24 protein-coding genes are annotated in these 23,085 nt (G+C 64.9%); 8 read left to right on the top strand and 16 right to left on the bottom strand.

All coding sequences use genetic code 11. The annotated features are described in order from the left end of the window. Nucleotides 1-20: 20 nt before the first annotated feature. The 3 genes from WKB88_RS01450 to WKB88_RS01440 all read right to left on the bottom strand — a co-directional run bounded on the left by WKB88_RS01450 (nucleotide 21) and on the right by WKB88_RS01440 (nucleotide 3,005). Nucleotides 21-1,586, bottom strand: coding sequence for a Tox-REase-5 domain-containing protein (locus WKB88_RS01450; protein WP_341392763.1), 1,566 nt, complete (start codon nucleotides 1,584-1,586; stop codon nucleotides 21-23). Between the two features lie 83 nt (nucleotides 1,587-1,669). Next, complete coding sequence (locus WKB88_RS01445) at nucleotides 1,670-2,128, bottom strand: DUF6507 family protein (RefSeq protein WP_341392762.1); 459 nt, start codon at nucleotides 2,126-2,128, stop codon at nucleotides 1,670-1,672. A gap of 115 nt (nucleotides 2,129-2,243) precedes the next feature. After that, nucleotides 2,244-3,005 (bottom strand): SDR family NAD(P)-dependent oxidoreductase, encoded by a 762-nt coding sequence (locus WKB88_RS01440; RefSeq protein WP_341392761.1) that lies wholly within the window; start codon nucleotides 3,003-3,005, stop codon nucleotides 2,244-2,246. Nucleotides 3,006-3,218: 213 nt separating this feature from the next. Between WKB88_RS01440 and WKB88_RS01435 the strand changes: the two genes are divergently transcribed. Then, on the top strand, nucleotides 3,219-3,401 hold the full coding sequence (locus WKB88_RS01435; RefSeq protein WP_341392760.1) for an NAD(P)-binding domain-containing protein: 183 nt from the start codon (nucleotides 3,219-3,221) through the stop codon (nucleotides 3,399-3,401). A 51-nt stretch (nucleotides 3,402-3,452) separates the two neighbouring features. Here WKB88_RS01435 and WKB88_RS01430 read toward each other — a convergent pair whose 3' ends face one another. Then, the gene (locus tag WKB88_RS01430; RefSeq protein WP_341392759.1) at nucleotides 3,453-3,974 is read right to left on the bottom strand and encodes an SRPBCC domain-containing protein; all 522 of its coding nucleotides are present in this window, start codon (nucleotides 3,972-3,974) and stop codon (nucleotides 3,453-3,455) included. Nucleotides 3,975-4,294: 320 nt separating this feature from the next. Between WKB88_RS01430 and WKB88_RS01425 the strand changes: the two genes are divergently transcribed. Continuing rightward, nucleotides 4,295-4,861 (top strand): hypothetical protein, encoded by a 567-nt coding sequence (locus WKB88_RS01425; protein ID WP_341392758.1) that lies wholly within the window; start codon nucleotides 4,295-4,297, stop codon nucleotides 4,859-4,861. On the opposite strand, the gene WKB88_RS01420 is transcribed toward WKB88_RS01425, so the two are convergent. Continuing rightward, nucleotides 4,858-5,631, bottom strand: a complete 774-nt coding sequence (locus WKB88_RS01420; RefSeq protein ID WP_341392757.1) for a pyrimidine reductase family protein — start codon at nucleotides 5,629-5,631, stop codon at nucleotides 4,858-4,860. The genes WKB88_RS01425 and WKB88_RS01420 overlap by 4 nt on opposite strands. Continuing rightward, nucleotides 5,628-6,023, bottom strand: coding sequence for a dihydropteroate synthase (locus tag WKB88_RS01415; protein WP_445818858.1), 396 nt, complete (start codon nucleotides 6,021-6,023; stop codon nucleotides 5,628-5,630). Before WKB88_RS01415 ends, WKB88_RS01420 begins: the two co-directional genes overlap by 4 nt. Between WKB88_RS01415 and WKB88_RS01410 the strand changes: the two genes are divergently transcribed. From WKB88_RS01410 to WKB88_RS01390, 5 genes are all read left to right on the top strand, one after another. Then, entirely contained in the window at nucleotides 5,968-7,266 is a 1,299-nt protein-coding gene (locus WKB88_RS01410; protein ID WP_445818848.1) for an MFS transporter, read from the top strand. The two genes, WKB88_RS01415 and WKB88_RS01410, sit on opposite strands and share 56 nt — an antisense overlap. Next, entirely contained in the window at nucleotides 7,263-8,489 is a 1,227-nt protein-coding gene (locus tag WKB88_RS01405) for a M20 family metallopeptidase (protein ID WP_341392755.1), read from the top strand. Before WKB88_RS01410 ends, WKB88_RS01405 begins: the two co-directional genes overlap by 4 nt. A 144-nt stretch (nucleotides 8,490-8,633) precedes the next feature. Then, nucleotides 8,634-9,683 (top strand): extracellular solute-binding protein, encoded by a 1,050-nt coding sequence (locus WKB88_RS01400; protein ID WP_341392754.1) that lies wholly within the window; start codon nucleotides 8,634-8,636, stop codon nucleotides 9,681-9,683. A gap of 13 nt (nucleotides 9,684-9,696) precedes the next feature. After that, nucleotides 9,697-10,710 carry an ABC transporter ATP-binding protein gene (locus tag WKB88_RS01395; RefSeq protein ID WP_341392753.1) on the top strand — a complete coding sequence of 338 codons (1,014 nt, stop codon included), beginning with the start codon at nucleotides 9,697-9,699 and terminating at the stop codon, nucleotides 10,708-10,710. 32 nt (nucleotides 10,711-10,742) lie between these two features. Continuing rightward, nucleotides 10,743-12,524 (top strand): ABC transporter permease, encoded by a 1,782-nt coding sequence (locus WKB88_RS01390; protein ID WP_341393194.1) that lies wholly within the window; start codon nucleotides 10,743-10,745, stop codon nucleotides 12,522-12,524. A gap of 46 nt (nucleotides 12,525-12,570) precedes the next feature. On the opposite strand, the gene WKB88_RS01385 is transcribed toward WKB88_RS01390, so the two are convergent. The 9 genes from WKB88_RS01385 to WKB88_RS01345 form a co-directional block, all read right to left on the bottom strand. Beyond that, nucleotides 12,571-12,876, bottom strand: coding sequence for an EthD family reductase (locus tag WKB88_RS01385; protein ID WP_341392752.1), 306 nt, complete (start codon nucleotides 12,874-12,876; stop codon nucleotides 12,571-12,573). Between the two features lie 60 nt (nucleotides 12,877-12,936). Continuing rightward, a complete protein-coding gene (locus WKB88_RS01380) occupies nucleotides 12,937-13,332 on the bottom strand; it encodes a hypothetical protein (RefSeq protein ID WP_341392751.1) in 396 nt (131 codons plus the stop codon). Nucleotides 13,333-13,446: 114 nt separating this feature from the next. Then, nucleotides 13,447-13,707: a hypothetical protein gene (locus WKB88_RS18175; RefSeq protein WP_445818847.1), complete on the bottom strand. Its 261-nt coding sequence runs from the start codon at nucleotides 13,705-13,707 to the stop codon at nucleotides 13,447-13,449. 84 nt (nucleotides 13,708-13,791) lie between these two features. Beyond that, entirely contained in the window at nucleotides 13,792-14,280 is a 489-nt protein-coding gene (locus tag WKB88_RS01370) for a DUF2306 domain-containing protein (protein WP_341392750.1), read from the bottom strand. 46 nt (nucleotides 14,281-14,326) lie between these two features. Then, nucleotides 14,327-15,349 (bottom strand): NADP-dependent oxidoreductase, encoded by a 1,023-nt coding sequence (locus tag WKB88_RS01365; RefSeq protein ID WP_341392749.1) that lies wholly within the window; start codon nucleotides 15,347-15,349, stop codon nucleotides 14,327-14,329. A 178-nt stretch (nucleotides 15,350-15,527) separates the two neighbouring features. Further along, nucleotides 15,528-18,071 carry an ATP-binding cassette domain-containing protein gene (locus tag WKB88_RS01360; RefSeq protein ID WP_341392748.1) on the bottom strand — a complete coding sequence of 848 codons (2,544 nt, stop codon included), beginning with the start codon at nucleotides 18,069-18,071 and terminating at the stop codon, nucleotides 15,528-15,530. Nucleotides 18,072-18,271: 200 nt separating this feature from the next. Continuing rightward, nucleotides 18,272-18,706 carry a hypothetical protein gene (locus WKB88_RS01355; RefSeq protein WP_341392747.1) on the bottom strand — a complete coding sequence of 145 codons (435 nt, stop codon included), beginning with the start codon at nucleotides 18,704-18,706 and terminating at the stop codon, nucleotides 18,272-18,274. A 148-nt stretch (nucleotides 18,707-18,854) separates the two neighbouring features. Continuing rightward, nucleotides 18,855-21,020 carry an alpha/beta hydrolase gene (locus tag WKB88_RS01350; protein WP_341392746.1) on the bottom strand — a complete coding sequence of 722 codons (2,166 nt, stop codon included), beginning with the start codon at nucleotides 21,018-21,020 and terminating at the stop codon, nucleotides 18,855-18,857. Nucleotides 21,021-21,022: 2 nt separating this feature from the next. Further along, complete coding sequence (locus tag WKB88_RS01345) at nucleotides 21,023-21,394, bottom strand: DUF6507 family protein (RefSeq protein WP_341392745.1); 372 nt, start codon at nucleotides 21,392-21,394, stop codon at nucleotides 21,023-21,025. 185 nt (nucleotides 21,395-21,579) lie between these two features. Between WKB88_RS01345 and WKB88_RS01340 the strand changes: the two genes are divergently transcribed. Then, the gene (locus WKB88_RS01340) at nucleotides 21,580-22,440 is read left to right on the top strand and encodes an NAD(P)H-binding protein (protein ID WP_341392744.1); all 861 of its coding nucleotides are present in this window, start codon (nucleotides 21,580-21,582) and stop codon (nucleotides 22,438-22,440) included. A gap of 97 nt (nucleotides 22,441-22,537) precedes the next feature. On the opposite strand, the gene ribH is transcribed toward WKB88_RS01340, so the two are convergent. Then, nucleotides 22,538-23,020, bottom strand: a complete 483-nt coding sequence (ribH, locus tag WKB88_RS01335) for a 6,7-dimethyl-8-ribityllumazine synthase (protein ID WP_341392743.1) — start codon at nucleotides 23,018-23,020, stop codon at nucleotides 22,538-22,540. Nucleotides 23,021-23,085: the final 65 nt, after the last annotated feature.

Genomic DNA, 23,085 nt, shown 5'->3' with positions numbered 1-23,085 from the left:
TTCGTCTCTTTTCCCTGTCGTCACGGATGCGGTTCCCAAATGACCTTGACCATGCCCCTGAGCTCCTCGTCCAAATCAATCTGCTGCTGCAGTCTCTGCGCCGCCAGTTCATCGGCAACGTACCATTCAAGCGTTGCATGCGGGTTGTCTGCCAGGGCATCAACCTGGGTCTGCATCTGACCGATGATCCATTTCTCCTGGACTATCCAATCCAGTTTGGTACGCGCCGGAACACGCCCTGACTCTTTGTCCTCTTTGGCAATAAAGTTGTCCATGAAGGCATACCGGCCTTTAGCCTCAAGGAAAACTTCTTTCGGCGGCGGGCCGGGGCTCCAGTAATGGCCGTCGAATTCCACCCTGTTACGGAAAGCGTTCTCGGACGGCAGCACATACTCAGTGGCAAGGCCAGCACCGGGCGGCTTCACTCCCGTTATGTACTCCTGGTACGCGGCGCCCTGCTCCCTCCGCTTGATGTTTTCCCAGACACCGTTTCCGTAGTCGTTATCGCCCGGTACCGGGGGCTGGTCCGGGTCGCGGCCGACTCCCGACGGGTTTCTTTGGTCGGGCGGTCCCGCGGGGAACGGCGGGGGCTGCTCCGGTTCCGCTCCGTACAGACTTTGCAGATGGTCCAGCAGACCCGGTTGCGCTTCCCTGACGGAGTGGATTCCCGGCGGTGTGCCTGTTCGAAGCCACGCTGCGCCCTTCGCTGCCAGGCCTCCGGGAATCAGGACGGTCCCCAGATCAAATGACAAGCGGCCGAGCGCCCGCAGGGGGTCGGTCTTGAACAGTTCCGTGTGGACCATTTCACGGAGCAGCCGTTCCCGGTTCGCATTTGCCCGCGGTCCGCCGGTCACGGCACCCAGGAAAAAGGCACTGCCCTGCAGCAGGTCAAGCTGGGCCTCGACACCGTGGCCGCCCGCGAGGACGACGGCGTCGTCGGCGATCCCCCGGACCTGGTCCTGGACCCCCTTTTGGATGTGGCTGCTGCCGTTGTCCCGTTCCACCTTCCAGCCCCACGGCAGGTCACCGGGTTTAGCGCCGTCGAGCTGCCGCCGGGTGAGACCGCGATCCGTCTCCGGGATGATCCCGCTGCCGCGTCCCATGGCATGCATCAGGCCCAGCCTGTCTCCGGGAGTGCGCTGCTCCGGAATGGGAGCACACACGCTGCCGCCCATTTCGATGCTTCCCAACGCTCTGGCGCAGGCCCGCTGGGCCGCATCCAGGTCTGCTGCGAGGGCGTTCATCCGCGACACGAGAAAGTTCTGCCGCTCCACCAGCTCATCGTCATCGTCCCACTCGTGGGTTGCCTGCCCGGCGGTTTCGGAGAGGAAGGACTCCGCTCCGGGTACCACTTCGGAGTTGAAGCGCCGCCGGATGTCCTCCGCCGCCTCCGCGAAGCCCTTCATTGCACTGGAGGCCTCTGCGACAGCGGTCAACAAGTCACTGCCGCGGATTCGGACGGGCGCGAAGGCCCCAAATACCTGTTCCTGCCCCGGTGCCGAGTAAACGCCTGAGCCCTGCAGCCCCTCCCAGGTGCCGGCCGTTGAGGACGCAATTGATTCGATGTCCTCAGCTGCCGTCTTCATCAGTTCTGCCTGCGCCTGCAGTGCGCCGCTGTCCGGAAGAAGCTGACGAAAACCGTCCAGGTTTAGGGGTGTTCCGGCGCCCATCACCGGACCGGTTCTGACCGGTTGCGGTGCGTCTGCTCGCTGTCACCCTGGGCATAGGGATCGTCGTCAGCTGCACGTTGCGCGGCACGGGCAGCGCAGTGGCGGGCGGTGTCACTCATTTCAGTGTCTGCAGCGGACAGGATACCCAGCACTTCGGCGACGGCGGTAAGGGCGTTTCCGGTGCGCCCGGTGATGTCGGCCAACCCGCGGTGCACAATGTTGTCGCCGAAAACGGCCAGTTTTTCCGCAATAACGACGGACTTGGATTCTTCCGCCAGCATTGCCAGGTTCTGGACCATCGCCGAAGCTGCAGGCGAGTAGCCGGCAGTTTCGGCATCAACGTCCAGCAGCACGGCAGCCACGGCGCCAGGGTCGACATCAAACGTACCGATCGCTCCGACGGCGACGGTCCCGGACGGTAAGGGATCGTCTGCGCGCGTGGTCATGTCGAATTTCATGGCTGCCCCTTTGGACGACGTCGCATCTGCCGTTCATTCAACAGAGCCAACGGCCAGGGGTCTACGGGGACCGCCGAACTGTGGATAACCTATCCGCTGCCCAAAACTGGGGTGCTCAACCTTTCGCGCCGGGGGGACCGGGTGTGGATCCGGGCGCGACGCCGGTGTATGCGGCGAGGGACGCCAGCAGCTCCTCTTGAAACGCCTCGTCCTGCACCGCGGGATGCGGAGCCCGGGGTTGCCGGTGAAACCAGTACCGGCCGCTCTTCAAGGCAACGGGATCGTCAGTCGTGGCAAGCCAGGCCTGGGTGACGTCGGCCAGACTCAGGTCATCGGGTGCGGATGAACCGCCCATCCTCGTGGGCACCCATCCCGGATCCACGGCGTGCGACAAGACGTCCGGCCACATCCTGGCCACCGCGGCCATGAGCGTTGTCACGAACAGCTTCGAGTCAGAGTAGGAGCGCGCCGCCCGGTTGCCGCTCCAGTCAATGCCGGTCAGATCGGGCCGCCCGCTGTGGTGCATGCCGCTGCTGAGGTAGATCAGGCGTCCCGGGCGCTCCATTTGGGCGGTGAGTACATACGGGGCCACCACGTTGACCGGAAGGACGGACGAGCCGTTCATGGTCCCGGCGTTGTGGATCACGGCGTCGAACCGCCCCAGTCTGTTCGCCTGCTCCGCCAGCTCCCGAACCTCGGGCAGACGGCTCAGGTCGCCGACGACCTCCCCGGCACCTCGCTCAATCAGGTCTTGAACGGCGCTCAGCCGGGCCGGCGTGCGGGCGTGGACAACGACGGCGTGCCCCTGCTCCAGGAGCCTTTTGGCAGTTGCCCGCCCGATGCCGTCGGTTGACCCGGTGACCAGTACATGTGTCACGATGCGCTCCTCCGCTTTCCGTCCTTGCCAGGGCTGGCTGGCTGGCCCAAGGTGAAGGGCCCGCTGGGCCGGACGTGATTGTTTATGACCCGCAGGCGCGTGCCGCCACCAGTGTCCCGCCCCAGCCGCGGCTACGGGAGAGTAGGGCGCCCCGTACCCGCTTCCAAACACGTAGGCTGGCGTCCTGCACGGGACGATCAAGGAGGTGCGCTCATGACCACCATCGGTATTCTCGGCGCCGGGCAAGCGGGAAGCACCCTGGCGCGTGCCGCAATCGCGTCTGGTTACGGCGTCGTCATCGCCAATTCCCGCGGGCCGGAGACATTGAAGGGTCTGATCGGGCAGAGCCGCGAGGAACTGATTCGCAACCTGCAGCTGGCACAGCGGGCCCACTGACTGACAGGCGGACGTGGCCGGAGAGCTCCGCACCGGCCAGGGCACATGCAGCTACAGGGCGTGCGCTGCCGGCGAGACGGCCGGAACAGCCGGCTCTTCGGCGGCACCGCCGTAAAGCGTCTCAAAGGTGGAGTGCAGCGGCCAAAACTGCGACGACGGCAGCGGCGCCCCGCTCACAGCAGCCTCCAGATACGTCAGATGCGTCATCCAGCCGGGTGCATAGGAATTCATCAGGTCGCCCAGATCGTAGTGGGCCAAGTCCATGCCGGTTCCCGCACCTTCGGAGCCGAACATGACGGTGATTCGGGAATCCGGCTCATCCGGAAATTCCCAGGTCATGCTCAGCCCGCGCTGCGAATCCGCCTCGGTAACGATGCTGCGGGAGGTGCACCCCTCGCCGTGGTCGACGACCAGGGTTCCGCCCACTGTGATGTCCCATTCGAGGGGCCGGCCCAACCACCGGGACAGGACCTCCGGGTCCTTAAACCCGGCCCAGACGGACTCCACCGGAACGGGGAATGACCAGGAGATGGCGAGGACGTCATTGTCGGTCGAAACTGAATTCAGCGGCATGGGCAGAACCTAGTAATCATCGAGCGCAGGGTCAATGCCATCAGGGTCAAGCCGGCTGCTGCTGCCGTAGGACCTTCAACATCCGCCCATCCGACCTCAGAGACTCCGCGGCTGAGCCAGAGACTCCGCAACTGAGTCAGGGGGCTGCTGTGGATACCGGCGTTTAGGTCACGTATTCCGGAGCCTGATACGGTTTTTCTGCCCGAATCGACCTGCTGCGGCTGCCGCTCCAGCTCGTACCGACGACGGCGCCAGCCATCATCCGACGCCGACAGATCCGCCCCGAACAAAAACCAAAGCACCGAAATCGAGACGCCCGAATGACAAACGCAGCAGCCAACCGCCCCGAACCGACACCGGTTCCGAACCCTGACCGCGCGGTCACCGTCTGGGAGGACGGCGTACAGCTGAGCTTCACCTTTGCCGACTGCATGAAGTACCACGGGCAGGGCTTTCCCGGCGGCGTTGCGCACGCCTTTGCAGCACTGGGGCGTGCACTGCCGGAACTGGCTGCCCGTATCCCGGGAGGCCGTGTTGAGCGCGGCGAAATCCGCGTTCGCACTCCGTTCGGAGGACCCGGCGCCCGTGACGCCTTTGAACTCGTCACCCGTGCGGTCACCGGCGACCGCTACTCCGTGATCCCTGAGCTCGCCCGGCCGGAGCGCGGCAACACCCTGGCCCGCTACGTCTTCGAGATCAGCGCCGGCGAAGCACGAGTCACCTGCGTAATCCGAAACGACGGCATCGTTACGGACGAGTTCATCGCGCTCACGGCCAAGCCGGACAAGACTCCTGTGGAGCTGGCCTGCTTGGAGGTCCTCAAGGTCCAAATGCGCGACCGCATCCTCTCGCGGGACCCGGCCATGGTTTACGACGTCGAAGCTTAGTTACGCCCGGCGGCCCCGCCATCGGCGTACCGCAGAAGCAACGTGTCGCCGCCGCGAAGGACGTGCACCAGGTTCAGACGGTGCGGCGCAATCTCCGGCGTTCCCGCTGTAATCCGGGGCGCTGTGCCGGCCGTCAGCAGCGGACTCACGGTCAGGCACAGCTCATCCACCAGGCCCGCGGCTTGGAAGGACCCGAAAAGCTGCGGGCCGCCCTCGCACAGGACCCGGTGAAAACCGCGGCCGGCGAGCACGCGCGCCGCCTGCTCCGGCTCCACCGTCCGCTCCCCCGCCACGACGACGTCGGCGACTCCCGCCAGTGCCGTCCGCCGTTCCGCGGGGGCGGCGGCCACTGTCAAAAGCAGAGGGCGGACGGGCGCTTCCCGGAACAACGCACTGTCAGGATCCAGATCCAGTGAGCCGGAGACAATCGCCAGCCCGGGGTGGGAAGTCATTCCGCGCCCGGCGCGCCACAGCTGCCCGGCCGGTGCCAGGAGTTCCCCGGAGTAGCCCTCGGCCCGCACCGTTCCCGCCCCAACCAGGATGACGTCGGCGGTCTGCCGGAGCAGCTCAAACACCCGGTGGTCCGCCCCGTCGCCGAGCCCGCCGGAGCGGCCGTCAAGCGCCGCGGCACCGTCAGCGGACGCCACAAAGTTGAACCGGAAGAACGGCCGGCGCGTCGGCACCGCGGAATCATCCCAGGCATATGCCGCCATGAGCTGTTCGTCGCTGAGCTCCCTGTCGAAGCCGGCGGCGGTAATGCGCGTGGTCATGCCGGCACGGCCGGCTCGTTGGCGTCGCCCATGTTGTGGCGGAGGTATGCCGGATCCCGCCACCCGAGGATGGCTTCGGTCATCCTGATGGCTCTGGATGCGGCAGCCACGTTGTGCATCCGGAGGATGCGGGCACCGTTCATGATGCTGGCAACGCCCGCCGCAAGGGACCCCTCAACGCGCTCCTGTTTGGGGGCATCGAGGGTTTCACCGATGAAATCCTTGTTGGACACAGCTGCCAGCACCGGATAACCCAGGGCTGCGATCTCGGCGAGGCGGCGGGTGAGCTCGAGGGAATGGAGCGTGTTCTTATTCAGGTCGTGGCCCGGATCGATGATGATCTTCTCCGGAGGCACACCCAAATCCTGCGCGTATCCGGTGCGCCGGTACAGGAACTCCGTAACCTGCCTGGTGGCCGTGGGCTCGGTGGTTGTCGCGTTTGCGCCCAGCTTCGGCGTGCTGCTGCTGGGACGCGCGCTGCAGGCGCCGCTGGGTGCCTTCCTGCCGCTGGAGTTCGCCATTGTCCGCAGCAGGAACGCGGAAACCGCCAGCCGCAGCATCGCCAAGCTGGTCGGCGCGCTCACCGTGGGCGGTGCCATCGGCGCCATGGTCTCCGGCATCCTGCTCGCCATGATCGATAACCTGACCGTGGTCCTGCTGGTGCCGGCCGTCTTCATGTTCCTTTGTATTCCCGTCGTCGCCTGGCTGGTGCCCGAAACCACCACCCGCAGCGCCGGAAGCGTGGACTGGCCCGGCGCCGCCCTGCTCACCACCGGGCTGCTGTCCGCCCTGCTGGGCATCGCGAACGCCAGCAACTGGGGCTGGGGTTCGGGCCTGACCATCGGCTCCATTGTGCTCGGTTTGGCGCTGCTGGCTCTGTGGCTGCAGGTTGAACGCAAGGTGACGTATCCGCTCGTCGACCTCAAAGTGCTCACGACGTCAGGCATCGGCCTGCCCATCCTGGCGGCCGCCCTGTTCGGCGCCCAGATGTTCGGCTCGCAGACCGCCGGCTCGTTGTTCATCCTCACCGATCCGGAAACCCACGGTTTCGGCCTTGGCCTGTCCCCGGGCAGCGTTGGCCTCCTGTTCCTGGTCCTCGCGCTGGCCACCTTTGCCGGCGCAACGCTCGGCGACCGGATCGCCGCCCGCATCACCGCCAAGTCCACGGTGGTCCTGGGATCGCTGCTCGCCATCGTTTCCTATGTGGCCATGATCGGCTTCGCCACCGCCACCATGCCCTTCCTCGCCGCAATGCTGGTTGGCGCCTTCGGCAACGGCCTGATTCTCGGCGTCCTGCCTGCCATCGTGGTGAGAAAGTCACCCGAGGACTCCGTCGCCGTCGCCTCCGCGCTCTACAACACGTCACGGACGGCTGCCGGATCCGTGGGCGGCGCGGTGTTTGCCCTGGTCATGTCCGCCTTCCTGGTCACCCTCCAGATCGACGGCGAAAGCACCACCGCTTCCGCCAATGCCTCCTATCTCGTGGTCTGGGGCCTCTGCGCGGCGCTGTCGCTGGCCCTGGCGCTGGTGGCGCTGCGGTTTCGGAATGATGCGGGAACGGTCGCGCCCCCTGCGCAAGCAGCTGGTCCGGCGACAGCATCCTCCCGGCCGGCAGAGGAGGAACGCGCCGTATGAGCACGACGACGGCCGCCGCCGCGAAGGCTGCCATCCGGGCGCGTCTGGCCAAGCACCGGCCCGCTGTTCTGGCGCTGTCTGCACAGCTGCACGAAGATCCGGAGGTGGCGTTCGAGGAGCACCGGTCAGCTGCCCGGGTGGCTGCTGCCCTGTGGGACGCAGGGTTTGCAACCACTGTTGGCTGCTACGGCCTGCCCACCGCTGTGGAAGCCGTCTACGGCACGGGGTCATTTCGGGTGCTGATCTGCGCCGAATATGACGCCCTGCCGAAAATTGGGCATGCCTGCGGGCACAACATCATCGCTGCCTCCGCCGTCGGCGCCGCCCTCTCGCTCGCCGCGGCGGCAACGGACCTGGACCTCACCGTCATTGTCCTGGGAACGCCGGCCGAGGAAGAGGGCGGCGGCAAGGCCCTTCTCCTGGATGCCGGCGCCTTTGCGCAGGCCGACATTGCCCTGATGGCACACCCCACGCCGGGAACGGATATCGACTGCAGCGGTACGTCGTCCCAGGGCTGCAACCGGTTTACCGTGACCTTCACCGGTAAGGCATCCCATGCTGCGGCTGCGCCCGCTGACGGCGTCAATGCCCTGAACGCGGCAACGGTGGCGCAGGTCGCCATCGGCCTGCTGCGCCAGCAGCTGCCCGACGGCGTCCGGATCAATGCGCTCCTTGCGGCGGGAGGGTCCGCCATTAATGTCATTCCGGACCATGCGGAACTGTCCCTTGAAGTCCGGGCCAACGATGTGCACGTGCAAAACGACGCCGTGCACCGGGTTCTCCTTGCCTGCGAGGGTGCCGCCTTGGCCACCGGATGCACCTGGTCGGTGGACCAGCGCTCCCCCGCCTACCTTCCCGTACGCCAACATGAAGAACTGCTCCGGCTGTGGAACCAAAACCTGAGGGCAACCGGCCGCACGCTGGTGCGTCCGCCGTCGGGAGGCGGAGGCGGATCGACCGACATGGGCAACGTGTCGCAGGTGATGCCTGCCATCCATCCCGTCATCGCCGTCCGCGGAGCCCGCGGAATGCCCCACACGGCAGCCTTCGCCGAGGAAACCTCCGGCCCGGCGGCCGATGCCGCGGTGATGGATGCAGCACTGGCTCTGGCTTGGACCGCTGCCGATGCAGCCGCGGATGCGCCGCTGCGGGCATCGCTTCAGGATGCCCGGTTAGCCCGAACCGCAGTTCAGGAGGAAACGAATCCCCGGGCGGCGGGGTAAGCGGCGGGAAGGCCCGCCCTCGGTCATTGAGCGCAGCGGAAATTACCTGCACGACTCGCCGCGCCGAATCTATGCCGAACCCGCTCAGTGATAGGTTCAGGCCATCGCGGCGCTCCGCCGGGGGGACAGAGAGGACACGGCGACGTGCGTACCAAATTCATCGGCGCCGGACTGGCAGCGGCTTTGCTGCTCACCGGCTGCGGCAGCTCTACCGCGTCCAGCAACGAAGGCGGCTCCGAAGGCGCCACGCTGGTGGTTTATACCAATTCCAATTCCGACGGCAAGGGCGAATGGCTTGAGGCCCAGGCTGCCGAAGCCGGGTTCGACTTGGAGATTGTGGGGCTCGGCGGTGCCGACCTCACGAACCGCATCATCGCCGAAGGCGGCAACCCGGTTGCCGACGTCGTTTTCGGTCTGAACAACATGTACTTCGAACAGATCAAGGCGGAGGAGCTCCTGGAGCCCTACACTCCAGAATGGTCAGGCGACGTGGACGAGAGCCTGGGTGACGGAGAGACCTTCTGGCCGCTGGTCCAGCAGGGCATTGTCCTGGCGTACAACACAGCAGCCGTCCCCGAGGCAGAGTCGCCCTCCGACTGGACGGACCTGTGGAGCGACGAACAGTACAAGGGACGCTACGAGTCGGTCAGCACCCTCGCCGGCGCCACGCAGCAGATCATCATGGCCAGCATCCTGACACGGTATGCCGACGAGTCCGGAGACCTCGGCATATCCGATGAGGGCTGGGAACAGGTCCGCGGATACTTTGAAAACGGCTCAAAGGCTGTCGAAGGCGAAGACCTGTTTGCCCGGATGGCAGCCGGCACAGTGGACATGGGACAAATGACCATCAGCGGCATTCCGGCCCGCGAAACCCAGTACGGAGTTTCGGCCGGCGTCATGGAACCCGAAATTGGTGTTCCCTACGCTGTGGAGCAGGTCGGCATCATCAAGGGCACCGACAAGCAGGCCGAAGTTGAGCGCTTCATCAACTGGTTCGGCAGCGGCGATGTTCAGGGTGCTTTCGCAGTTGAGTTCAAGAGCCTTCCGGCCAATCAGAAGGCTATAGAAATGACCGATCCGGAGGTTCTCGCAGCCTACGACGCCATTCCCCCGCAGGACATGGACTGGGAATTCGTCCGCGACAACATCTCGCAGTGGGTAGAAAAAATCGAACTCGAATACATGCCCTGACAGGAACAGACCCATGATCCGGTACGACAGCATTGAAGTTTCCTTCGACGACTTCGTCGCCATTCCACAACTGGATCTCGAAATCCAGGAGGGTGAATTCTTCACCCTCCTGGGTCCGTCCGGTTGCGGCAAGACGACGGCGCTGCGCACTCTGGCGGGCTTCATCAGTCCCAGCGGCGGAGACGTGTTCGTTGACGGCAAGCGAGTCACCCATCTCTCGAGCGACAAGCGAAGCATCGGCATGGTGTTCCAGAACTATGCCCTGTTTCCCAGTATGAATGTCTGGGAAAACATCGCCTTTGGCTTGAAGGTTCGAAAAGAATCCAAGGCTGATACGGCCCGGCTCGTCCGGGAGATCGCCGCACAGATGGAACTGAGCGACGAGCAGCTGAGCAAAAATGTCTCGGAGCTCTCCGGCGGGCAGCAGCAGCGCGTGGCCATCGCCCGCGCACTGGTGCTCAAACCCAAGATCCTGCTGCTGGACGAGCCGTTGTCCAATCTCGATGCGAAGCTGCGGGTTCAGCTGCGCGGCCAGCTCAAGGATCTGCAGAGCCAGTTCGGGATCACCACGGTCTATGTCACTCATGACCAGGACGAGGCCCTCACCATGTCCGACCGCATTGCCGTGTTCAACAAGGGAGTGGTGGAACAGGTGGGTCCGCCGCAGGAAATTTATGAACGTTCAGCGACCGAATTTGTCTGCAACTTCATCGGCGACATCAACGTGCTGGACACCGAACTGGTCCGCCGGCTCAATGACCGTTCAACGGCGGCCCTGGATCCGGCCAAGAACTCCTACCTTCGGGTGGAGAAGGTGTCGCTGGATCCGCTGACGGCCGGACCGGGAGCGGTGAAGGTCAACGGCACGGTGTCAGCCCGCAGCTACCACGGCATGCATTCGCGGTACACGGTCACAGCAGGAGGCAACCGGATCAAAGCACTGGTCACAGAGAACGGGTTGACCCGGATGGACCCGGGCACCTCGGTGGACCTGTTCATCGATCCGACAAACGTTCTCCAGTACTAGGGGCACCGGCCGTGAAAACTTCATTCAAGGGTATGTGGCGCTCCCCGCTCGTCATCGCCACCTCAGTGGTGTTGGTGTGGTTTATCGGCACCTTCCTGATCCTGCCAAACATCAACCTGCTCACCGAAACCTTCTTTCCCAAAGGCGAGTTCTCCGGCCGTGCCGTCGAGAAGCTGCTGAGCTCCGACAGGGCCATGAAGAGCCTGGCAAACAGTTTCATCCTGGCCGTGGTCCTGTCCGTGACGGTGAATGCCGTAGGCATCTTCATCGTGCTGGTGACTCAGTACTTCGACATCCGCGGGGCACGCATCCTGTGGCTCGGCTATGCCACCACCCTGATCTACGGCGGAATCGTCCTGGTGGCCGGATACAAGTTCATCTACGGCCAGAACGGCTTCGTCACCAATCTGCTCCTGGGCTGGTTTCCAGGCCTGGACCCTGCCTGGTTCAGCGGCTTCTACGCGGTGGTATTCGTGATGACCTTCTCCACCACCTCCAACCACATGCTGTTCCTTTCCTCTGCGCTGGGCAAAGTGGATTACCAAACGATCGAGGCCGCCCGGAACATGGGTGCTTCGACGCTGCGCATTCTCTGGCGGATCGTGCTGCCCATGATGCGGCCCATGCTCTTCGCCATCACCATTTTGGTGTTCCTTGGCGGCCTGAGCGCACTGACCGCGCCGCAGGTGCTCGGTGGTGAGAACTTCCAAACCATCAGCCCGATGATCCTCACTTTTTCCGGATCAACCACCTCGCGCGACATCGCTGCCCTCCTTGCCCTCATCCTCGGCCTGGCGACCGTGGTGATGCTGGCAATCATGAGCCGGGTAGAGCGCGGCGGGACCTACTTTTCCGTGTCCAAGGTTTCCGCCGGAATGAAAAAGCAGAAGATCGAAAACCCGGTTGCCAACGCTCTGGTCCACGTGGCCGCATACGCTCTTTTCCTCGTTTACTCACTGCCGATCCTGCTGATTGTTGTCTTCTCCTTTACTGATACCGCCAGCATTTCATCGGCGACGTTGTCTTGGGACCGGTTCACCCTCGACAACTACATCACCGTCTTCACAGACCAATCCGCTTTCAGGCCGTTTGCCGTCAGCCTGGTGTACAGCGCGGTGGCGGCTGTCGTCGTCGTCGGCGGTTTGTTGTTTGTGGCCCGGATGGTGCAGAAGTTCCGCAACCCGGTCACCGCGGCCTTTGAATACCTGCTGCACATTCCGTGGATCCTGCCTTCCACTCTGATCGCCCTGGGACTGATCATGACGTTCGACCGGCCCTCACCGTTCCTGGGCGGCCAGGTGTTGACCGGCACTGTGCTGGTGCTGCTGGCCGCGTACATCATTATCAAGATCCCGTTTACGCTGCGGATGCTCAAGGCAGCGTTCTATTCGATCAGCGATTCCCTTGAGGACGCCGCGGCGATCCTCGGGGCCAAATCGCTGTACACCTTCCGCCGGGTGCTTCTGCCGATTGTGCTGCCGACCGCCGCGGCTATCACGGCCCTCAACTTCAACAGCCTGCTGGACGACTACGACACTGCCGTGTTCCTCTACCATCCCCTGTATGAGCCCCTTGGCATCGTGATCAAGAACAGCACCCAGGGCGAAAACATCAGCGATGCCATGGCCCTGACCTTCGTCTACACCGTGTTGCTGATGATCATCATGGGCACCACCATGTACCTGGTGTACGGCCGGTCGGTAAAGAGCAAAAAACGCCGCCCGGCTGTCGTGCTTCCGGATGCTCCCGCGCAGCCTGCCACCCAGGTCCGCGAGGAGAAGCCAGCAGAGGATGACAGGCTGACCCGATTGTAGGGCTCAGGCGCTGCCGATGTATGAGTTGATACCGGCCGTGCGCCCTCTAGCTGTCTTCCACCTCCGAGAACAGGGCGCGGAAGGTGGTTTCGGTTCCCTTCAACTGGCTCATAAGGTCCGCGAACGGAGGCGTTGTCACGGCGGCTGAAGCGTCCTCGTAACTGTCGAAGTACAGATCCAGTGTTCGGTGGGCGGGAGTGGGAGTGCCGTTCTCCTTCGGCCAGACCTTTCCGGCCTCGTACCGCTGCAGCTTCGGGAGCTGTTTGGCGCTGTCCGCGATTCCTTTATAGGCAGCCTCGAAGGCCTCGGGGTCTGACGGGTTGTCGATGACAAACGTGATCTTGGTGGGCATGCTGCTCATCCTTTCGGGGTTGGCGGTGGGAGAAGTCTCTAAGGTGCCGGGACAGATTGTCTACCGTCCGGAAATTTCGGCCGCCCCGGCAGCCTGCCCGGCCTCGGCGATCCAGGCCTCGAGATCCCGGGGACGCCGGAAACTGATGACGGGCGGCATACCCGGATCCGCCCTCATCGCCGCCAGCGACTTACGCTTGGCGGCGAAGCTGCGGAAGTGCCACACGATGATCGAATCCCGGGACAGGACCAGACGCCAGGTCTCGGTGTTGCCGTTGCAGATCAGCTCCCCGGTGAGGCAGCGGCGGACGGTCCTGCGCAGCAGGCGGCCCAGGGACAGCCACCGCGGATAATCCAATGCGACGACGAGTTCGGCTCTGGCCAACAGCAGTTCACGGACGGACGCGTAGGCGCTGTCCACAACCCACCGGTCCCCCGCCGCGATGGCTGCCGTCATCTGCAGCTGTTCCTCCACCGGACGCTGCTAGGCCCGTGCCGCGGTCGTTTTTCCGCTTCCGGTCACGCCGTGGAAGAGGACACGCTGTGCAGGGGTGGAAGCCATGGAACCAATCTACGCCGGGCCGTGGGGACGGCGGGGCTCAACGAGTTGCACTGCCACATCTGCCAGCCACAACAGCAACAGCAGCGATGCGGGAATCGCCGCCACGCTCAAAATGCCCACTCCGGCACCACCGTGCAGCACCGCTCCCGGGTGCGGGCAGATCCGACCCAGCCGAACCTGCGGCAGGTCCACCTCATCGCCGTCGAGCTTTTGAAGAATTTGAGGGTCGAGGGTTTCGATGTGGCGCCTGGTCTCGGTCCGCGATGCCATCCGGGTCGATCTGCCGGCCGGACAGCACCTGCCGCTTGAACGTGTCTGACCGGCGCCGAAGCTTGCTCAGACACTGATCCCGCCTCAGCTGTTGGCGGCGGGCCGGACAACCGGCCGCCGGCGTCGCTTTCTGGGCTTCAGAACGCCATAGAGGCTGATGACGCTGCCGAGAACAAAGGCTGCGACCAGCCCGGCTGTCAGCGGATCGCTGACGAGGAGCCGCGGAATGCCGCGCGACGGAACGATCGTGGCGAAGATGAACGCGACAACCAATCCGAAATAGCTGCCGATCATGTTCATCATGTGCCACCGGATGTTCCGTCGCACCGCTGCCAGGATGCCGAGACTGACCGTCACGATCGTGAACGCAGACAACCCGTGGAGCCAGCTGAAGTGACCGTCGGACACGATCCAAAAACTGCTGAGGCAGACGTAGTACATCGCTCCCGCCCAGGTGTACCCGAGGACGTGGTGGGTTCTGTCCCGCCGCCGGCGCAGGATATTGATCGGCCCAATGGCAAGGGCATAAAGGGCAGCGACGGCGTGGGTCGCGATAAGCAGGTTCCAGTCCATGCCTCGACGGATAGTCCTACTATCCAACCATGGATAGGGGCAGTATCTAGTGGAGGCGAACCACGACATTGCCCCGGTAGCGGCCCTCGAGAAGCGCGTCCAGCGCCGCCGGCGCCGCATCCAGTCCGCCATCAATGATGGTGTGCGGAAAAACCAGCTTCCCCTCCGCCAGCCACCGGCCGTAGTGCGCTCCCCACGCTGCCAGTTGTTCGGAAGTGTGCAGGGTGGCGAACGGCAGAATCCTCAACTGCTTGACGATCGCCGTCATGATGTCCAGGCGCGGAAAACCTCCGGTCCCACCGTCGATCTGGCCTGCGAGCGCCCCGCACAGGGCAAACCTGGCATGCTGTGCCGCTGCCTGTACGGCCGCCTCGAACTGGCTTCCGCCCACCGTGTCGAAAAAGACGTTGATTCCTCCGGGGGCCAGCTCCGCGAGCCGCTCACGGACCAGTCCCTCCCGATAGTTGATGCCGGCGTCAAAGCCCAGTTCCTCCACAAGGTACTTCACCTTCTCCGGGCTGCCCGCGCTGCCGATCACCTTCCGCGCGCCGCGGGCCTTCGCGATCTGGCCGGCAAGGGATCCCACTCCCCCGGCAGCTCCGCTCACGAAGACGACGTCACCCTCCCCCGCAGCGGCTACCTCTGCCATGCCGTGATACGCGGTAACCCCCTGGTTCAGGACGTACTCCGGAGCGGGCAGCACTTCCACCGGCACCGGATAGAACAGCGAAGCATCACCGCTGGATTCCTCCCGCCAGCCGTTCATATGCTGCACTACCGTTCCGGGCGCGAGCCTGCCGGCGGACTCGACGACCGTTCCCACTGCTCCGCCCCACAGCGGCTCGCCCACCGGATAGGCCGGCATGGGCAGCCCGGGCTTCTCCGACATCAGGTCAGCCATCACGGCGGTCAGCTGCAGGAAGTCGTTCCGCACCCTGACCTGCCCCGGCTGCAGTGCCGGACGCGGGGATTCCCGGACCGCCAGGAAGTGCGACGGCGCGACGGCGCGTCCGGTGCGGTGGCCGGTGAGGAAAACTTCACGGACTGCGGCTGCATGCGGGTTGCTCATGGGGCACCTTTGCTCAGGATGACTGCTGTACATTTGGCTGCCGGCTTCTGCCGGACAAGCATCACAGTAGGTCCCGTTGCGGACAGGTTCGGTCCGCGGCACAAGACCCCTGAGACGGAGTGCGGGTGATACGCAGTGCGGATGATAAGCAGTGCGGGTGATAAGCGGTGCGGGCAGGTCAGCGGCGCAGATGTTCCCGGAGGTAGCCGCCGGTGCTGCTGGCAGGGTTCCCGGCGACGTCGTCGGGCGCACCGGTGGCAACGATGCGCCCGCCCGCGGCACCGCCGCCCGGACCCATGTCAATGACGTGATCAGCGTTGGCTATCAGGTCCAGGTCATGTTCAATAACGACGATCGTGGCGCCCTTGGCCAGGAGCCGGTCCAGCACACGAATCAGCACCCGGGTATCCAGGGGATGGAGGCCGACGGTGGGTTCATCCAGGACAAACAGGGTGCCCGACTGGTCCCGGCCCAGTTCCCCGGCGAGCTTGAGGCGCTGGGCTTCCCCGCCGGAGAGAGCCGGAGTGTCCTCCCCCAGGGTCAGGTAACCGAGTCCGAGGTCGATGAGGGTCTGCAGCTTCCGGCGTACCTTGGGCAGCCCTGCCAGGGCCTCCCGCGCTCCACGCACGGTCAGGGCGAGAAGCCCCGGCAGCGGGAAATCCCCCTTCGCGGTCGGCAGAACGACGTCGTCGGCCGACGGGGCGTAGCGCGTCCCGTTGCAGTCCGGGCAGGGGATGTCGACGTCGGGCAGGAACTGTACGTCCAGGACCACCTGCCCGGTTCCCTCGCAGCGCGGGCACCGCAGCGATCCGGTGTTGTAGGAGAAGTCTCCCGCCTTCAGCCCGTGCTCCTTCGCAGCGTCCGTGGCGGCGTAGGTGCGGCGCAGGTCGTCCAGGACGCCGGAGTAGGTGGCTACCGTAGAGCGGATATTCACCCCGATCGGCGTCGCATCCACCACATCCACGCGTGACAGGCCGGCGGCATCGACCGAGCGCACGTGTGCCGGCATCCCCGCACCATGTTCCACCGCCTTGACGGCCGGCACGAGGCTCTCGAGAACGAGCGTGGTTTTCCCCGACCCGGACATGCCGGTGACCGAGGTAAGCCGCCCCTTGGGAATCAGGACGTCAAGGGCGTGGACGGTGTGCAGCGGATCCGTCGCAAGGCGGACGGCTCCGTTGTCCCACAGGGTCCTGCCGTCGGTGCGTTTCCGCACCAGTATGTCCCCGCGCGCCGCGTTGTCACCGCTGCCGCCGAGGAAAGGGCCAATCAACGACGCCGGATCGGCAGTTATTTGGCCGATGGTGCCCTGGGCAATGATGGATCCGCCTTCGGTGCCGGAGCCGGGACCCAGTTCGATCATCCAGTCCGCTTCGCTCAGCACCTGCACGTCGTGGTCCACCAGCACCACGGAGTTTCCGCCGTCGAGCAGGTCCCGCATCACCCCGATCAGGCCTTCCACGTTCACGGGATGAAGACCGATCGAGGGCTCATCCAGCACGTACAGCACGCCGGTGGTTTCGTTGCGCACCGCACGGGCAAGCTGCACCCGCTGCCGCTCTCCGGTGGACAGGGTTGACCCCGCCCGGTCCAGGCTCAGGTAGCCCAGGCCCAGCTGGGTCAGGCGCCGGGCCATGTCCTGGAACTGGGCGGTGATCATCCCGGCCATGGAGCGCATCTCCGCGGGGAGCCGGCCAGGGACCGTTGAGACCCAGGCGAGTGCCTCATCCAGCGTTTTTGACGACGCTTCCGCCAGGTTGATCCCGGCAACCTCCGTCCCGAGCGCCTTGGGGGAAAGCCGTGTGCCTCCGCAGGCGGGACAGGTCTGCGACACGATAAAACGGGAAACCCGTGCCAGGCCCTTCTCGCTGGTGGCGTTGTTCATTGCCTCCCGAACCGCGAGACGGGCGTTGCGGTAGGTAAAGTTCAGCTCGAACAGTTTGCCGCTTTTCGAGGGCACGCTGATGTGCTTCTTCTCCTCCGGGCCCGCCAGTACGATCTGCTTCTCGTGCTCCGTGAGTTCGGCGTAGGGAACGTCTGTGCGGACACCGAATTCGGCCACCACCTGCGGCATAACCGTCAGTCCGAACATGCCCCACGGCGCCACCGCTCCGTCGTTGATGGTTTTGGCCGGATCCGGAACCAGGGCGCCGTCGTCGATCTCCCGGACCGTGCCGGTGCCCTCGCACCTCGGACAGGCACCGTCGGAATTGAAAGCCAGGGACTCCGCACCGGGCGGACGGAACGACGCACCGCACTCAGGGCAGACCAGCTCCTTGTCGGCGGCGACGTCGATGGTCGGGGCCAGCCTGTGGCCGTTGGGACAAAGGTGCGAGCCAAGCCGGGAGAACACCACGCGCAGGACGTTCAGCAGCTCGGTGGACGTGCCGAACGTCGACCGGACCCCCGGCACGCCGGGGCGCTGACGCAGGGCAAGAGCAGCGGGGACGTGGCGGACCGAGTCCACGGATGCACGGGCGGCGTGCGACATTCGTCGCCGGGTATAGGTGGACAGCGCCTCGATGTACCGGCGCGACCCCTCTGCGTACAACACGCCCATGGCGAGCGAGGACTTACCTGACCCGGATACGCCCGCCACGGCAACCAGCCGGTCAAGGGGGATGTCCACATCGACATCCTTGAGGTTGTGGACCCGGGCTCCGCGGATCCGGACAGCCGCAGGCGGCTGAAGACGCGCGCGGACGGGTGCTGGTGCGGCCATGAAATCTCCCTGCTGCCTGTTGCGTCTTTCCACGCTACCGCGGGACCGCTGGAGGCACGCGGGGTAAGTCCTCTTTTGCCGCGCACTGCACCTGCAGCTACACCCGCACCCGCACCCGCACCCGCACCCGGGGATCCAAAACCATCAGCCATCTCGGCGTTGCCACGTGGCCCGACGGCCCGCTTGAAGGCCGGGGTGCCCTAGCGCGTCTGTGCGCTGACCTCGTCCTCCAATGACGGATGTGCCGAACATTCACTTCCGAAGTGCAGGCGCTGTTCTGCGTCGTTCGCTCCGAAATCGACATAGGCGCCGTCGGCTCGCCTGGTACCGGCCACATAGGTGTTCTTGGGCTCTCTTCCGGGGGCAGGATCGCTGGAGCGGGACAATGCATATCCCTGATCCTCCAAACCCTCCAGATATGTCTGCATGTCATCCCTTGCTGTCCTGGGGTCCGCCGGCGCAGGACCGAGGAGCCGAAATTCCATCGTGCGCTGCTCTGCGCCGCCGGCCGTCGCCCGGCAGGGCTTCGGATTGAAGACGATGTCGGGGGCATCAGGGTTCCAGGGTGAACCGTCCGCATAGGTCCAGCCGGTTGTTGTACCCGTCGCCTCAACGGCGGCCGCTGCGGTACCCATAAGATCATCGAAAATTGCGTCTGCGGGGCGTCCGCCGGCCGCGTCGGGGCTAGCGGACGCGGAGTGGCCAGCAGAGTGGTTGTTGTTCGGCACGGCGGGGTCTCCTTGGGCACAAGAACTCAGGGTCAGCAGGGCAAGTAGTCCTGCGCTAATCACGGAAAATTTCGACGAGCTGCCCTGCCTTGAACTCCAGAACACGCAACCGCCGCTTGAAGTAGTCATCTGCCGCTTTCTGCTGGTCATCAACAAGTACTGAAAAGGTATTCTGCGAACGGTCCACAGTCTCACTGAACCGCCGCTGGGACTCTTCCAATGCGTCCATGGCTTCGCGCTGCATCTCGTCGACATGAGGGTCCAATGGATGCTCATAGGGCCCAAAGTCGGGCAGGTAATGATCCTGCAGTACATCGCCTGCCTGCAGCAGTCCGTCGCGCATCATCTCAGCCCTCCTGTTCTGCGCTTCCTGATACTCGTCGACGGCGTGCTGGCCCAAGACCTGCATGCCGTCCACGGCCCTTCCCGGCCCGTAATAGATGTCATTGGCCGTTCCAGTGATGCTGTCGACTCGATCATCCATGGGGGACTGCGGAATGAAATCCAGGGAGGAACCGTGCCCGGTGCTGGCCAGCGCGATCTGCTCCAGGCTTGAGGTGGCCGGGTCGAGGTAGCCGCCGCCGCGCTCCGTCTCCCAGAGCAAGGCCTCTTCCTCTGTCCCCTCCATGCCGTGGCCGCCGTTCACAACTCCATGTTCCTGATCCTCCGAGCTGAAGACCTTTGCACCCCATGACTCGGCGGTGGGACTCAGCCGCGGATCGCCCAGGTTCGCTCCGGCAATCCCGCCGGGGGCGAGGACGTCCGCATCACCCTGAGTCGCGTAGACTTCCCGGGCGTTCAGGTCGGCAGCGGTCCGGGCTGTCTCCGGATCAATGCCGGCGGAGCCGTAAAACACCACCGAGTCCACCGTGTGGGTGGTTTGACTCAGTGCGTAGGCCGCCGTGGTAGTTCCGTAGGAGTGGGCGGCGATACTCACGTAGGGGATGTCTGATGCCCGGGTGTAGTACAAGCCGTCGATCACTGTCGCAAGCTTGGCACCGCCGGTACGGGCCTTGTCGGAGTACAGCACTTCGGCGGAGTAGCCAGGCGATTCATAACCGACCCACGCCACCACGGCATGGCCGGATGTGGAGTCTTCCTGTTCCAAGTAGATGTTGTTCGCCGCCTTCACGGCGCCGTCCATATCCTCCGTGGAACTCCCCATCCCGGACACGTTGACGGTCACATTGGTTGCCGTGTCCATGTTGCCGATGGCGACGGCGGCCAGGGGCGGGTCGGCCGGATCGAAGGCGATTAGGTGCGTCTGTGCGTCCTTCGAATCACGCTCATTCAACGATTTCTGGATGTTCTTGTACGCGTCGCGCTGGGCATCGATTGCCCGCCACGAGGGCTTCATGACCAAGGCCAGGACGGCGACGTTTGCCGCCGCGCGGATCCCGTACGGCACCCCTTCCGTATTTCCGGCGACGGTGGGAAGGACCTGGGCAAGGGCCGCCTGCTGTTCCGGCGACAGGGACTGCCAGAACGCCGCCTGCCGGTCCGCCGCCAGACCAATCCGCGGCGGATAGACGGCGGCTTCCGGGTAGTCCTGTGCAAAGGCCCGGTAGCCGGCGGGGTCCATCCCGGCGAGTGCATCATAGTAGCGCTGGACATCCTCCGAGGTGGTTTCGGGGGACAGCGCCTGCCGGTGCAGGCGCTCCGCGTCGTGGCTGATCAGGTCGAGGACGCCTGAAGCAAAATACGAGGGCGCATCGGAGGAGCTACGGCCGATCCCCGACAATAATGCCCGGCAGGAGGCCCGCGCCTGTTCATAATCAGCGGCCAGGGCGACGGCGCGTGAGGTGAACTCGGACCGGTAGTTGAACAGGGCGTTTTCGAAGGTGCTTCCTGTCGGATCTTCCTCGCTGCCGAGCAGGGACACCAGGTCATTCTCCGCAGTGGTGACGTCCTTCTGCAGCTCGGACCTTGTGCTCCGTACGGTCCGGACGGCCTCAGCAAAATCATTGATGGCGCGGGCGGCACCGGCTGTGCTTTCCGTCAGGTCCAAGGCCTGCCGCGAGGGCATCTCGAAGGCCCGGAAGATGAGGTAATCCTGCGGCCCCGTGTAGAGGCCCTCCAGCGCCCGCCACTTCCCGGCGGCATCTGAAACGCCTGCCTCGAATGCCAGACCCGCCGCGGACAGCAGCGGAGCCTGTTCCTGAAGCACCACGGGATCAGGAAGGGTCTGGGTGGAAGAGAGGTCAATCTGCAGGTAGTCCATCTTTACCGGACCATCCGATGTCCGGCACCGGTTGCCGCCGGAGCCCCCGGAACGGACCCGGCCAGCGAAGCTGCCTTGGAGGCGCGGTCCGCCATCTCCCGGTCGCCCTCCGCATAGGCGTTGACGCTCTCCCGGGTTGCCTGCACCGCGTTGTTGCACCGAACAAGAATGTCGGTCATGTCATTGGCAATGACTTCGAAACGCAGGTGGTCAACTGCATCTGCGAGTTCGGGGCAGTGGACGAGCGCTGTCTCAAGCGCATTCAGTGCTTTCTGGGAATCGTCTTTGGCCGGTTCGCAGTCGGCGAGCAGGTTTTCGGCGTCCCTGAGCAGTGCTGCCACTCCCGACACCTGTATGTTCCAGTTTTCCCCCATGTCCCATAACCTAGGGGCGGGAAGCGGAAGTGTCCACGAGTAGGTCCGCCGCCGTGGATAACTCCCCGGCGAGTGCCGGGGCCCGGGCTGAACACTCCCCGCCCCTGCATCAGGCGGCCCTGCCGGTGCAGTCTTTGACCCGCACGGGTCACCCGTTTCCACGGGCGACCCTCGAAAGGACCCCCATGAGCATTGCGGTCTTCGGCGCCACAGGCCAACTCGGCGGCCTTACCATCGATTCCCTGCTTGACCGCGGCACCCCTCCCGGCAGCATCCTCGCCCTGGGACGAAGCTCCGACCGCCTCTCCCGGCTCGCGGACCGCGGCCTGCGCACCGCGTACGTCGATCTGGACCACGGCGACACCGACAATCTGGCAGCCACACTGGCGAATGTCGAGAAAGTGCTCCTCATCTCGCTGAGCGAACCCGGACGGCGCGTCAGCCAGCACGCGGCTGCTGTTCAGGCGGCAAGGACCGCCGGGGTCCGGCATCTGATCTACACCTCGGCCCTTGGCGTACCGACCACGGTCCTCGCGCTCGCCCCGGAGCATAAGGCCACCGAGGAGCTGATCACGGCGTCAGGCCTGCCCTCTACGTTCCTGCGCAACGGCTGGTACACGGAAAACTACCGACAGGATTTCGATGCCGCCCGCTCCCGCGGCGTCATCGCCAACAGCGTGGGGAAAGGCCGGATTGCCAGCGCGCCGCGCCAGAACTATGCCGAAGCGGCCGCCGTCGTCCTCAGCACGCCGGGTCACGAGGGCAAGGCCTACGAGCTGTCCGGCGATACCGCCTGGACCTATCCGGAGTTCGCCGCCGCCGCGCAGGAGGTGCTCGGCACTGCCGTCCGCTACGAGGCGCTGACCCCGGAACAGGAGCAGGCCCAGTTGATTGCCGGCGGTCTGGACAAGGCAACCGCCGGATTCGTGGGGCTGCTCAATGCCAACACGCGCGACGGAGCACTGTCGCCCACCTCCGGGGAGCTCTCCAAGCTGATCGGGCATCCCACAGAACCGCTGATCGACACCCTGCGGTCCTGGGCATGACGCCCGCAAAGCGCCGGGCCGTGCGTGACGCGACTAGGTTGGCTGTCCCGGCAGCGTGCTTCCCGCACACCGCTCCGCAGCCGCCGGCTACTGCACCCTAGACGCCGGCGCCGCGCAGCGCCGCTACCGTGTTAACCGCCGCAGCCACCGCTTCGTAGCCCTTGTCCTCGGACGAGCCGGGCAGGCCGGCCCGGTCCAGGCCCTGCTGCTCGGTGTCGCAGGTGAGCACCCCGAAGCCGATCGGCGTCCCGGTTTGGACGCTGACATCAGTCAGGCCGGTGGTGGCCGCCGAGCACACGTAGTCAAAGTGCGGGGTGCCGCCGCGGATGACGACGCCGAGAGCCACCACCGCGTCATAGTGCGGTGCCAGCCGGGCCGCGGCAACGGGAAGCTCGAAGCTGCCCGGTACCCGAATCAGCTTTGGGGTCAGCCCGGCATCTTCCACGGCGCGCAGCGCGCCGCCGATCAGTCCGTCCATAATCTCGGTGTGCCAGCTGGCCGCCACAATTGCCACCCTGATGTTCAGGGCCTGGGCCTTGATGCTGCTGACGTCGTTATCGGGTGCGCCGTGTCCGCTCATGGGTTTCTCCTAATGGTGGTGCGGGAATTGTCAGGTGGTGTGGGTTGCTGCCGCCGGCAAGGGGC

It is taken from the genome of Arthrobacter sp. G119Y2 (assembly GCF_038069765.1).
Classification (GTDB): Bacteria; Actinomycetota; Actinomycetes; order Actinomycetales; family Micrococcaceae; genus Arthrobacter_B.
Note: the sequence above shows the minus strand (reverse complement) of the source record. Positions and strands in the feature narration are given on the sequence as shown.

Excerpts from the sequence above, each read along its gene's own strand:
- ribH (WP_341392743.1), bottom strand. The coding sequence starts at position 23,020 with ATGAGCGGACACGGCGCACCCGATAACGACGTCAGCAGCATCAAGGCC.
- WKB88_RS01365 (WP_341392749.1), bottom strand. The coding sequence starts at position 15,349 with ATGAGCAACCCGCATGCAGCCGCAGTCCGTGAAGTTTTCCTCACCGGC.
- WKB88_RS01385 (WP_341392752.1), bottom strand. The coding sequence starts at position 12,876 with ATGCCCACCAAGATCACGTTTGTCATCGACAACCCGTCAGACCCCGAG.
- WKB88_RS01350 (WP_341392746.1), bottom strand. The coding sequence starts at position 21,020 with ATGGACTACCTGCAGATTGACCTCTCTTCCACCCAGACCCTTCCTGAT.
- WKB88_RS01395 (WP_341392753.1), top strand. The coding sequence starts at position 9,697 with ATGATCCGGTACGACAGCATTGAAGTTTCCTTCGACGACTTCGTCGCC.
- WKB88_RS01450 (WP_341392763.1), bottom strand. The coding sequence starts at position 1,586 with ATGAAGACGGCAGCTGAGGACATCGAATCAATTGCGTCCTCAACGGCC.
- WKB88_RS01445 (WP_341392762.1), bottom strand. The coding sequence starts at position 2,128 with ATGAAATTCGACATGACCACGCGCGCAGACGATCCCTTACCGTCCGGG.
- WKB88_RS01345 (WP_341392745.1), bottom strand. The coding sequence starts at position 21,394 with ATGGGGGAAAACTGGAACATACAGGTGTCGGGAGTGGCAGCACTGCTC.
- WKB88_RS01390 (WP_341393194.1), top strand. The coding sequence starts at position 10,743 with ATGTGGCGCTCCCCGCTCGTCATCGCCACCTCAGTGGTGTTGGTGTGG.
- WKB88_RS01420 (WP_341392757.1), bottom strand. The coding sequence starts at position 5,631 with ATGACCACGCGCATTACCGCCGCCGGCTTCGACAGGGAGCTCAGCGAC.
- WKB88_RS18175 (WP_445818847.1), bottom strand. The coding sequence starts at position 13,707 with ATGGCATCGCGGACCGAGACCAGGCGCCACATCGAAACCCTCGACCCT.
- WKB88_RS01425 (WP_341392758.1), top strand. The coding sequence starts at position 4,295 with ATGACAAACGCAGCAGCCAACCGCCCCGAACCGACACCGGTTCCGAAC.
- WKB88_RS01355 (WP_341392747.1), bottom strand. The coding sequence starts at position 18,706 with ATGGGTACCGCAGCGGCCGCCGTTGAGGCGACGGGTACAACAACCGGC.
- WKB88_RS01405 (WP_341392755.1), top strand. The coding sequence starts at position 7,263 with ATGAGCACGACGACGGCCGCCGCCGCGAAGGCTGCCATCCGGGCGCGT.
- WKB88_RS01340 (WP_341392744.1), top strand. The coding sequence starts at position 21,580 with ATGAGCATTGCGGTCTTCGGCGCCACAGGCCAACTCGGCGGCCTTACC.
- WKB88_RS01410 (WP_445818848.1), top strand. The coding sequence starts at position 5,968 with ATGATCTTCTCCGGAGGCACACCCAAATCCTGCGCGTATCCGGTGCGC.
- WKB88_RS01430 (WP_341392759.1), bottom strand. The coding sequence starts at position 3,974 with ATGCCGCTGAATTCAGTTTCGACCGACAATGACGTCCTCGCCATCTCC.
- WKB88_RS01360 (WP_341392748.1), bottom strand. The coding sequence starts at position 18,071 with ATGGCCGCACCAGCACCCGTCCGCGCGCGTCTTCAGCCGCCTGCGGCT.
- WKB88_RS01380 (WP_341392751.1), bottom strand. The coding sequence starts at position 13,332 with ATGACGGCAGCCATCGCGGCGGGGGACCGGTGGGTTGTGGACAGCGCC.
- WKB88_RS01435 (WP_341392760.1), top strand. The coding sequence starts at position 3,219 with ATGACCACCATCGGTATTCTCGGCGCCGGGCAAGCGGGAAGCACCCTG.
- WKB88_RS01370 (WP_341392750.1), bottom strand. The coding sequence starts at position 14,280 with ATGGACTGGAACCTGCTTATCGCGACCCACGCCGTCGCTGCCCTTTAT.